Below are 1,060 nucleotides of genomic sequence, written 5' to 3' on the forward strand. Positions count from 1 at the left end.
TATAGTAGGAGTTAGAAATAATTACTCACTTCTGGTACAGAGAGCTGGTCAAGAGCTGTATCAATCGCCGTTGTAAGATCGTCGAGTGACTCAAAGAAGCGGTTGCTGAGAGCGGCTTGGAGTTGTCTCCAGCACTCCTCAACAGGATTTAGCTCTGGCGAGTACGCCGGTAACGTGACGAAGTCGAGGTCGTCACGGGCCGCCAGGTCCGTGACGGCCGACGCCTGAAAATATGGCGCTCCATCCAGCACAATGAGCAAATCATCTTCGAACTCATTGCATAACGCGAGAATGAAATGTTTGGCGTGTTCAGCAGTTACGTACTCTTCGAATCGAGAGAAAAAGCGATCACCGTCTTCGGTGATCGCGCCCAAGAGACATGTCCAGTCGCGTTGACCGGATAATTCCACAGATGGCCGCGTGCCGCGGGGAAACCACGCGGCACGCGGCTCGACTTGGACGGATTTCTTGGTTTGATCGATACAGACTACTGTGGCGTCCATCTGCCGCCGCTTTTTTTGAACTCTTCGCGGAAAGTTTCTTGCTCGTCAGCATCAGATTCGGCGGCTGTACGGCGTGGTTTTTGATAACTCAATCCCGCTTCTTTGAGCAACCGCCGGCAACTCGGGATTGAGTACTCGACATCGTAGGTTTCCTCAAGATACTGTTGGACGAGCGCCGGCGTCCACGCCGGCGCGTCGAGCCCAACTTCCTCGGGAGATTCGTGGACAGTTGCTTCAAACTGCTCTTGCTCTTTTTCCGATAGCTTCCGATTTCTCCCAGATCGGTGAGCATCAGACACGGCCTGCTCAAGCGACTCATCAGTATCGAGTCGCTTGAGCCAGCTATAGATTGTCCGTCGCTCCACGTCGTACCACTCGGCTAGTTCAGTCTGATCAACGCCGTTTTTGTACGCTATTGCGGCTAAAAGGCGTTGTGTCGGCTTCTTCTTATCCACATTGTCGAGAGCATCTTGCAACTCTTCGACAGAGATTTCGTCGAGGTGATCCACTATTTGTTGCGACACGTTATGAGCAAATAGTTCTAACGGTTACTATAG

At 52.1% G+C, this 1,060-nt stretch carries 1 protein-coding gene; it reads right to left on the reverse strand.

Annotation, left to right across the window (positions count from 1 at the left end):
• Positions 1-11: 11 nt before the first annotated feature.
• A protein-coding gene (locus tag G6M89_RS22055) for an IS630 family transposase (RefSeq protein ID WP_165164048.1) occupies positions 12-1,012 on the reverse strand; the annotation gives its coding sequence in 2 pieces (ribosomal slippage) (positions 12-520 and positions 520-1,012; 1,002 coding nt in all).
• Positions 1,013-1,060: the final 48 nt, after the last annotated feature.

This window comes from Natronolimnobius sp. AArcel1 (genome assembly GCF_011043775.1).
In the GTDB taxonomy this organism is placed as follows: Archaea; Halobacteriota; Halobacteria; order Halobacteriales; family Natrialbaceae; genus Natronolimnobius.